Genomic DNA, 10,411 nt, shown 5'->3' with positions numbered 1-10,411 from the left:
TGAGCACGTCCTGCCAGATCGCGACGATGCGCTGTTCCAGCTCGTTATGGGGCGCGATATAGAGTTTGTGCTGCGGCTCAAGATCCGGTTGCGGCAAGGCCTTGCGGTCGAGTTTGCCGTTGGGGGTCAGCGGCAGTTGCTCAAGGAACAACCACTGGGTGGGCACCATGTAATCCGGCAAGTGTTCACGCAAGCTGGCTCGCAGGGCGTCCTGGGTCGTTGTGGCCTGCGACAGCACCACGTAGGCAACCAGTTGCTGGCCGTTCGCGCCGTCCAGGGCCAGCACCACCCCTTCACGCACACCTGGGTGGGCCAGCAGGCGACTTTCGATTTCTCCCAGCTCGATGCGCAGGCCACGAATCTTCACCTGGTGGTCGATGCGGCCAACGTATTCGATCACGCCGTCATTGCGGTAACGGGTCAGGTCGCCGGTGCGATACAGACGATCGCCGGTGGTCGAGAACGGGTTCGGCACAAACTTCTCGGCGGTCAGCCCCGGACGCAGTAGATAACCACGGGTGATGCCCTCACCGGCCAGGTAAAGCTCCGCCGCCACGCCGACCGGCACCGAGTGCAACTCGGCGTCGAGCAGGTAGCTGGCGGTGTTGGCCAACGGCCTGCCGATATTGGCCTGGCCACCGGCTTCGCGGCGGGTCCAGGTGGAGTAAGTGGTGTCTTCCGACGGGCCATACAGGTCGTAAACGTGCTGCACATGGGCATGCTCGTACAGCGCATCCACCAGCGACTGCTTCAGCGGTTCGCCCGCCAGATTGATGATGCGCACGCTTTGCGGGATTTGCCCGGCACGCTGCAAGGCTCCCATCGCCGAAGGCACGCTGTTGATCAGGCGCACCCGGTCTCGGGCCGCCAGTTCCGGCAGCTCCAGGGCATTGCGGGCACCGACGATAAAGCCGCCGCCGGCCAGGGTCACAAACAGCTCCCACACCGACAAGTCGAAGCAGATCGACGTGGAGGCCAGCACCCCTTGAATGTCTTCAGGGCTGTAAACCTGCTGCGACCACTGGGTCAGCGCCGCCACATTGCGGTGAGTAATGGCCACGCCCTTGGGCAGGCCGGTCGAGCCGGAGGTGTAGATCACGTAGGCCAGGTTGCCGGCGTGGACCGCAACGTCCAGATCCTGATCATCAACTTCCTGAGCATCCACAAGCAGCACGTCAATCGAAGCATCCACCTCAAGCGCCACCGCAGCCTGGGTCAACAACACCCGCGCCTGGCTGTCCTTGAGCATGTAGGCCACGCGCTCGGCCGGGTAATCCGGGTCCAGCGGCACATACGCGCCGCCCGCCTTGAGCACCGCGAGCAATGCCACGACCATCTGCGCACTGCGCGGCATGGCCACGCCAACCCGCACTTCAGGACCAACACCCAGCGCCACCAGCTTGTGGGCCAGGGCATTCGCCCGGCCGTTCAACTGGCGGTAGGTCAGTTGCTCATCACCCCAGATAACCGCCAGGGCGTCGGGCGTACGCTGCACCTGATCCTGAATCTGCTGATGGATGCACCGCTCACGCGGGAAGTCCAGGCCATTGGCGTTCCAAGTCCGCTCAATCAGCTCAAGCTCATGACCGCCCAGCAACGACAGCTCGGCAACCGGCCGCGTGTGATCCGCGACAATGCTGCACAGCAGGTTTTGCCAATGGCCGGCAAGACGCTCGACCGTCGCCGGCGCAAACAGATCGGTGGCGTAGGTCAGCGTGGCGGCCAACTCTTGCCCGGTTTCAAAGGTATTGAGCACCAGGTCGAACTGGGCCGTGTGGCTGGCCCACTCAAGGCTTTCGATGGCCAGGCCCGGCAAGCGCGTCGCCTGCTGTTCGCGCGCCGCCTCGCTCTGATGGTTGAACATCACCTGGAACAGCGGGCTATGACTCAGGCTGCGCTCAGGGTGCAACGCTTCAACCAACTGTTCGAATGGCAGGTCCTGGTGAGCCTGGGCCTCAAGGGCGGTCTGCCGGACTTGCTGCACGACATCCGCGAACGCCAGGGTCGGTTTCACATCGGCCTTGAGTACCTGGGTATTGACGAAAAAGCCGATCAGGCGCTCGGTCTCAACCCGGTTGCGGTTGGCAATCGGGACCCCGACCCGGATGTCGGATTGCCCGCTGTAGCGATGCAGCAACGTCTGGAATGAGGCAAGCAAGAGCATGAACGGCGTCACACGCAGTTGCTGGGCCAGGCTGAGCAGCGAAGCGCCGAGCCCGGGTTGCAGGACGATTTCCAGCTGCGCCCCCCGAAAGCTTTGTTCGGCCGGGCGCGAATAGTCCAACGGCAATTGCAACGGCTGGTCACCGGCCAGTTGCCGGGTCCAATAAGCCAGTTGGCGCTTACGCTCACCGGCCTCCATCCATTGACGCTGCCAGGCGGCATAGTCGGCATATTGGATCGGCAATGGCCTGGCCTCAGGCGCGCGGCCGCTGCTGAAGGCGTCATAGAGCTCAACCAGTTCCTGCACCATCAGTTGCATGGACCAGCCATCGGAGACGATGTGATGCTGGGTCAGCACCAGCACGTGATCATCATCGGCCAGGCGCAACAACTTCACGCGTAACAAGGGCCCGGTCTGCAGGTCGAACAACGCCTCGGCATGGGTCTGCACATAAGCGGCAATCCCGGCGTGCGGATCAGTGCCGGCGTCAAGGGTGTCCACGACAATCGCCATTGGCACTGGCGCATGGATCACTTGCAGGGTGCGCTGATGGTCCTGGACAAACGTGGTACGCAAGGTTTCATGACGCACCAGCAACTCGTCAAAGCTGCTCTGGAGCGCTTGGATATCCAGCGCGCCTGCGAGGCGCAAGGCCGTCGGTATGTTGTAGGCACCACTCAGGGGATCGAGCTGCCAGAGGAACCACTGGCGCTCCTGGGCATACGACAACGGCAATGCCGAGCCACGATCAACCACGACAAACGCGGGGGCCTGCTCGGCGGGTTCCTGGTTCAATACCCGGGCGAATGCCTGCAGGGTCGTGTGCTCGAACAACGCCTTGAGCGGCACGTTCAGCTCAAGACCATGACGAACCCTCGATACCACTTGGGTGGCCAGCAACGAGTGACCGCCGAGCTCGAAGAAATCGTCCTGGCGACCGACACGCTCAACCCCCAGGACCTCTTGCCAGATCAACGCCACCTGTTGTTCCAGCTCACCGCACGGCGCTTCATACGACTGCTGTTGCAGCTCAGGCTCTGGCAGCGCCTGGCGGTCGAGTTTGCCGTTGACCGTCAACGGCAGGCTCGGCAGAAAGACCACATGCGCCGGAATCATATAGTCCGGCAGCTCGGCCTTGAGCGACTGGCGAATGGTCTCGCGCAGGCCATCATGGGTCTCTGCGTCGAAGACCGGTGCGGCCGGCACGATATAGGCCAGCAACTGCTGGCCGCCCACGCCGGGCCGGGCCAACACCGCAACTTCACGCACGCAAGCCAACTTGAGCAGTTGCGCCTCGATCTCACCCAACTCGATACGAAACCCGCGAATTTTCACTTGATGGTCGATCCGCCCGACATATTCCACCACCCCGCCCGCACGCAAACGCGCGAGGTCGCCGGTACGGTACAGGCGCGCGCCGTCAGCACGGAACGGATCGGGAATAAACCGGCTGGCGGTCAGATCGCCACGGTGCAGGTAGCCTCGGGCCAGGCCCGCCTGGCCGACATACAGCTCGCCGATGCAACCTTCAGGGACCGGGTTGAGCTGAGCGTCCAGCAGGTACCAGGACAGGTCAACGATAGGCTCGCCGATCGGGCTGCTCGCCTCGTTCGCCAAGTCGGCCCGGGTGATGGGTCGATACGTCACGTGAACGGTGGTTTCAGTGATGCCATACATGTTGATCAGTTGCGGCGAACGATCACCGAAATGCTCAAACCACGGCTGCAATGCCTTGACCTCCAGTGCCTCACCGCCAAACACCACGTAGCGCAAGTGCTCAAGGCCTGCGGCCGGGTGAGCGCAGGCGACCTGCACCAACTGCTTGAACGCCGAAGGTGTCTGGTTGAGCACGGTCACTTGCTCACGGCAGAGCAAGGCGTAGAAGTCTTCGGTGGAACGGCTGACGTCATGGGGCACAACCACCAGGCGCGCGCCGTATGTCAGCGCACCGAACAGCTCCCACACGGAAAAGTCGAAGGCACAGGAGTGGAACAGCGTCCACACATCCGTCGCGCCAAAGCGGAACCAGTCATCGGTGGCACTGAACAGGCGCACCACATTGCGATGGGGCAGCAGCACGCCCTTGGGCTGTCCGGTAGAGCCCGAGGTGTAAATCACGTATGCCAGGTTGTCAGGGCTGACCGCCACCTGCGGGTTGCCCGACGGTTCCTGGCCTGCGCCGACGACGTTATCCAGTGCCAGCACACGAATCGACGGTGCTGGCGCCAAGTGTTCAAGCACAGAGGACTGCGCCAACAGCAACGCAATGCTGCTGTCCTGCATCATGTAATGCAAACGATCCTGTGGATAACCAGGGTCCATGGGCACATAGGCACCACCGGCCTTGAGCACCGCCAGCAGACCGACCAGCATCTCCAGGCAGCGCTCGGTAGAGAGCCCCACCAACACATCAGGGCCGACACCGGCCTCGATCAGCCGATACGCCAACAGGTTGGCATCCGCATTCAACTGACCGTACGTCAGGTGCTGATCTTCGTAGCTGATGGCAAGGGCATCGGGGGTACGCTCGGCCTGGGCTTCGATCAAATGGTGCAGGCACTGGTTCACGTCGAATGCCCGCAGGTTCGGGTTCCACTGCTGGAGGATGCGCCGGTGTTCGTCCGCCGCCAGCAACGGCAACTCCCCTACCGCCTGGTGCGGACTGGTGATGATTGCCCGCAACAGATTTTGCCAATGCTGCGCCAGGCGTTCGATGGCCTCGGCGGTAAATACATCGGTGGCATAAGTCAGTGCGGCTGACAGACCGCGTGCCGACTCCGCCGTGTCCAGGGTCAGGTCAAATTGCGCCGTGCAGGTTTTCCAGTCCAGGCCTTCGACGGTCAACTGCGGCAGGTTCAATACGGGCTCGGCACTGGAGCCGCGACCTTCGCTCTGGTGGTTATACATCACCTGGAACAACGGGTTATGCCCCAGGCTTCGCTCGGGGTGCAGCGCCTCGACCAACTGCTCGAAGGGCAGTTCCTGATGCTCCTGGGCGCCCAAGGCTGCCTGCTTGACCTGGGCCAGCAAGGCCCGGAACGACATCTGGCCGTCGATCTCGGCCTTGAGCACCTGGGTGTTAACGAAAAAGCCGATCAGGCCTTTGGTTTCCGGCCGGTTGCGGTTGGCCACCGGCACCCCGACCCGGACATCCCGCTGCCCGCTGTAGCGGTGCAGCAGTAACTGGAACGATGCCAGCAACACCATGAACAGCGTCACCCCCTCACGCTGGGCGAGGGCTTTCAAAGGTTGCCCCAGGCTCGCATCCAGGGCCATTTCCAGGCGTTCGCCACGGTAGCTCGGTTGCAAGGGGCGGGGCTTGTCGGTGGGCAGCTCCAGCACCGGCGGCAGGTCGCCCAACTGCGCGGTCCAGTAAGCGAGTTGACGATCACGCTCGCCAGCCTCCATCCAGTGTCGCTGCCAGATGGCGTAGTCGGCGTACTGGATCGCCAGCGCCGGCAGTTGCGGAGCGTGGCCCTGGGTGAAGGCGGCGTAGCATTGCACCAGTTCCTCAACCAGCACTTGCATGGACCAACCATCGGAAACGATATGGTGCTGGGTCAGCACCAGCACATGCTCGTCCGGCGCCACGCGCAACAGGCAGACCCGCAGCAACGGGCCTTGCTGCAAATCGAACAACTGACGCGTCTGTGCTTCGACGAATGCACTGATGCGCGCCTCAAGCCCGGCCGCATCGCCAGGCTCCAGGGTGTGCACCGGCAGGTTAAAGTCCGCCGCCGGGGTAATCACCTGCAACGTCTGCCCGGCATCCTGGACAAAACGCGTACGCAAGGACTCATGACGCTCGATCAACACCTGAAAGCTGCGCTGCAAAGCCTCGACATCCAGCACACCCCGCAAACGCAGGGCAGCAGGTACGTGGTAGGCCGCGCTCTCGGGCTCCAACTGCCAGAGAAACCACTGGCGGTGCTGGGCATAGGACAACGGTATGGCTTCAAACTCATGGCGGATCATCGGCACAGGCAGTTGCCCAAGGCTCATGCCCTTGCTGGCCAACTTTTCAAAAAAGGCCTTGCGCTGAGGCAGCGCCAGCCTGATGAAACGTTGAACCAGCTCGATGTTATCCATTAACGCCATCTCAATTTGTCTCCAGCTCGGTGAGGAAGTCATGCATATCGCTCAGGTCCTGCTCAAGGTTGCTGTTCAAGCAGCCATCAACAGCACTTGCGTAGTCACGCAAGGTGCTTGCCTTGAAGATCAGGTCCAGCGCGACGTTGGCTCCCAATTGCATCTGCGCCATCGCAGTCGCTTGCGTCGCCAGTAATGAATGCCCACCCAACTCGAAGAAGTTGTCCTCCCTGCCCACTTGCTGCACGCCCAGGACGTCCGCCCAGACAGCGGCCAGGGTTTGCTCCACGGTGCCTTGCGGGGCGGCATAAATGCGCTGCATGAAGCTGGCGTCGGGCACCGGCAGTGCACGGCGATCCAGCTTTCCATTGGGGGTCAGGGGCAACTCTTCGAGGAACACCAGATAGGTAGGAACCATGTAGCCCGGCAGAATCTCTTTAAGACGAACGTTGAGCCGCTCACGCAATTTAGTCCGCGCGCCCGATACCTCCTCGTCTGCTGCAGTGACGGCAGTCACCACATAGCCCACCAGTTGCGCCCCGTTCACGCCCTCTTGCGCCAGCACCACGGCTTCCTGCACCTGCGGTTGCTCCTGCAACCGAGCCTCGATCTCCCCCAACTCGATACGGAAACCACGGATTTTTACCTGGTGGTCGATCCGGCTCAGGTAGTCGATCACCCCGTCGGCCCGCTGGCGAACCAGGTCGCCGCTGCGATACAGACGGCCACCGGAGCCAGCGAACGGATCCGGTACAAAGCGCTCGGCCGTCAGCGCCGCACGGTTAAGGTAACCACGCGCCACCCCTTCCCCGCCCAGGTACAACTCACCGGCCAGGCCCTGAGGCAGCAACCCGCCGCCGGCATCCAGTACATAGGCACTGCGGTCACCGATACGGCTGCCGATCGGCGCATAGGCGGCGCCGCACATCTGGTCTGCCGCAGCCTTCCAGATCAGCGGCGTAACCACGGTTTCGGTCGGGCCATAGCCGTTGATGATGTGCTGCGGCTTGAGCGCACGCTTGACCAGCTCGAACGACGCCTGGGGCACCGCATCACCGCCAAAGCAGTAGATGCGCACGGCCGGAGGGTTGCCATGCTGGTCGGCGTAGTCGGCCAATTGCTGCAAATACACCGGCGGGAATGCCGCGACGGTCACACTGTGACGGTGCATGGCCTGGTAAGTCTGCTCCGGCGTCCAGAGGCTGGAGTCGCGAATCAACAGGCGGCCACCGTGGCTCAAGGTGGTCAGCCAGCGTTCATGGGCACCGTCGAACGCGAAGGACATGAAATGCAGCTCGCAGTCCTGCTCGCTCATGGCATAGCGCTCGCCGATAGCCAGGCAATGCATGGCCAGGGCGTCATGGGCAACCGTCACGCCCTTGGGCTGGCCGGTGGAGCCCGAGGTGTAAATCACATAGGCCAGGTTTTGCCCGTGCAGGTCGACCACCGGTGGGCTGTCGGGCATTGCGTCCAGCGCCAGCCGGTCCAGCTCCAGGCGCGTGATCCCGACGGGCGTCGGCAGGCGCTCAGCCAGGCGCGAATCGGTGAGCAGCAGTCCGATGCCACTGTCCTGCATCAGGTAGGCCAGGCGTTCACGCGGGTATTCCGGGTCGAGCGGCACATAGGCCGCGCCCGCCTTGAGAATCGCCAGGAACCCAACCACCATGCCCAGCCCACGTTCCTGGGCGATGCCCACCAGAACGTCCGGCCCGGCACCCTGCTCGATCAGTTTGTGGGCCAGGCGGTTGGCACGCCGATCCAGTTGCCCATAGGTCAGTTGCTCCTCGGCAAACATCAAGGCCACGGCATCCGGTGCACGCAGGGCCTGGGCCTGGATCAACTGATGGATCGAAGTGGTGGTACTGAAGCGCGTATCACGGCAGTTCCAGTCATCCACCAATTGCTGGCGCTCGATGGCCGTCACCAGTTGCAACTCGCCGACTGCGGCACCCGGAACCAATGCCAGCATGTGTTCCAGCAGTTGTTCCAGGTGCAGGCTGATCTGGCGTACATGCTCGGCGGCCAGAGACGCGCGCAGGTAGCTGTAGTGAATCGCCAGGGTCTCGCCGGTCGCCACCGCCAGGGTCAACGGGTAGTTGGTCCGCTCCTGGCTGTCGACAGGGCCGAAGCTCAGCTCGGGCACCGCCGCCTGGCGCAACGCTTCGGAAGCCGGGTAGTTCTCGAATACCAGCAGGCTGTCGAACAGCGAATCGGCGGCACTGCTGGCCCAGCGCTGGATCTCGAATAACGGGGTGTACTCGTGCTCCCGCAGCATCAGGTTTTGTTGCTGCAACACCTGCAACCACTCACCCATCGGCTGCTCGGCACGAACCTCGGCGATCACTGGCAAGGTATTGATGAACAGCCCGACCTGCTGCTCGATATCGCGAATATCGGCCGGGCGCCCCGAGACCGTGGCACCGAAACATACGGTCTGCTGTCCGGTGTAGCGTTGCAACAACACCAGCCAGGCGGCCTGAAGCACGGTATTGAGCGTGACCTTGTGCTGACGGGCGAACTCGTTCAGGCGATGGGTACGGGCGGCGTCGAACAGTTGCTGGTAGTCACCGTAGGCAGGCTCTGATTGCACCGGCACAGGCATGGCGCCGAACGCCTGGATCAGCCGGGTGGGCTCGCTCAGAGGGCGTAACTGAGCCTTCCAGAACAGCTCACTGCGTGCCGTATCCTGGGATGCCAGCCACGCCATATAGTCACGATAACGGCCGACCGGCGCCATCGCATGTTGACCGCTGTAGCGTTGCAGCACCTCACCCAGCAACTGCGAGTTACTCCAGCCGTCCATCAGGATGTGGTGGTGGGTGTAAATCAGATGATGACGCTGCTCGCCCGTACGAATCAGGGTCAAGCGCAGCAACGGCGCCTCGCCCAGATCGAAACCCTGCGCCTGCTCGGCAGCGGCAGCAGCGTCCAGCGCCGCCGCCAGCTCGGGACGAGTACGCCAGTCGTGCTCGACAAAACTCAGCGGCGCCTGCCTGCGAATGATCTGCAGCGGATGGTCCAACTCCCCCTGCCAGATAAAACCGCTGCGCAGGCTGTCATGGGCATCCACCGCCGCTTGCCAGGCGTCGCGGAAACGCGCTGTGTCCAGACCATCGATATCCAGGCGCATCTGGTTGATGTAATCACTGGCGTCCTGCTGGTAAAGGCTGTGGAACAACATGCCTTGCTGCATGGCCGACAACGGGAAGATGTCCTCGATATCCCCTGCGGGTACAGGCAACCCTTCCAGTTGCTGCTGGGTCAACTGCACCAGGGCGAAGTCCGAAGGGGTCACACCCTGGGTGGACGGCAGGCAGCAATGTTCGATCAGCGCTTGCAACTCACCGGCATAGTCATCGGCCAGGGCCTTGAGGGCTTGTGCATCGAACATGTGCGGGCTGAAGGTCCAGCTCAAGTCCAGCTCGCCGTCGTACACCTGGCCGTTGATTTCCAGCCAGTTGCCCAGTGGCGCTTCAGGACTTTGCTCGGCCCCGGCAGGCTCGCGGCCTGGCATGAACAACGCGTCCTGCGCCTGGAAACTGCTATCGAATTGACCGAGGTAATTGAAGGTAATACGCGGTGTCGGCAACGCTTCAAGCACCGATTGCGCGTGGGCATCCCCCAAGTAACGCAGCAGGCCAAAACCCAGGCCCTTTTCAGGGATCGCCCGCAGTTGCTCCTTGATCTGCTTGATGGAACCCGCGATATCGGCCGCCGGGGTGAGCTTCGCCGGGAATACGCTGGTGAACCACCCCACGCTGCGGGTCAGGTCCAGCTCGTCGAACAACTCCTCGCGGCCGTGCCCCTCCAACTGCACCAGCACCGAAGGCGTCTGCGCCCAACGGCTGATGACCCGCGCCAACGCCGTCAACAGCAGGTCGTTGACCTGAGTCCGGTACGCCGCCGGAGCGTGCTGCAACAGCTGTCGAGTCAGCGTTTTGTCCAGATGCGTGTGCACCACCTGCGCGTCACGATTCAATTGTTTACCGTGAGGGTTATCGCACGGCAGTGCTGCAGGTACGCCCTGCAACGCTTGCTGCCAGTAATCCAGCTCTTGATGCATCTGCTCGCTGCTGGCGTGACGCAGCAGCCGCTCGCCCCAGGCCTTGACCGACGAAGTCTTGGCCGGCAGTGCTACGACACGCCCCTGCTGCAGTT

The 10,411-nt window shown here is 62.7% G+C and carries 2 protein-coding genes; both read right to left on the bottom strand.

Annotated elements, in window-relative coordinates:
- Positions 1 to 6,253: non-ribosomal peptide synthetase (locus HX818_RS30970; RefSeq protein WP_177021361.1), on the bottom strand; the 6,253-nt coding region annotated here is incomplete at its 3' end.
- 10 nt (positions 6,254 to 6,263) lie between these two features.
- On the bottom strand, positions 6,264 to 10,411 hold a 4,148-nt coding region (locus HX818_RS30965), incomplete at its 5' end, for a non-ribosomal peptide synthetase (RefSeq protein ID WP_177021360.1).

Source organism: Pseudomonas sp. F9001 (assembly GCF_013385435.1).
Lineage (GTDB): Bacteria > Pseudomonadota > Gammaproteobacteria > Pseudomonadales > Pseudomonadaceae > Aquipseudomonas.
The sequence above is the reverse complement of the archived record's forward strand: the minus strand, read 5'-3'. Positions and strand labels throughout refer to the sequence as shown.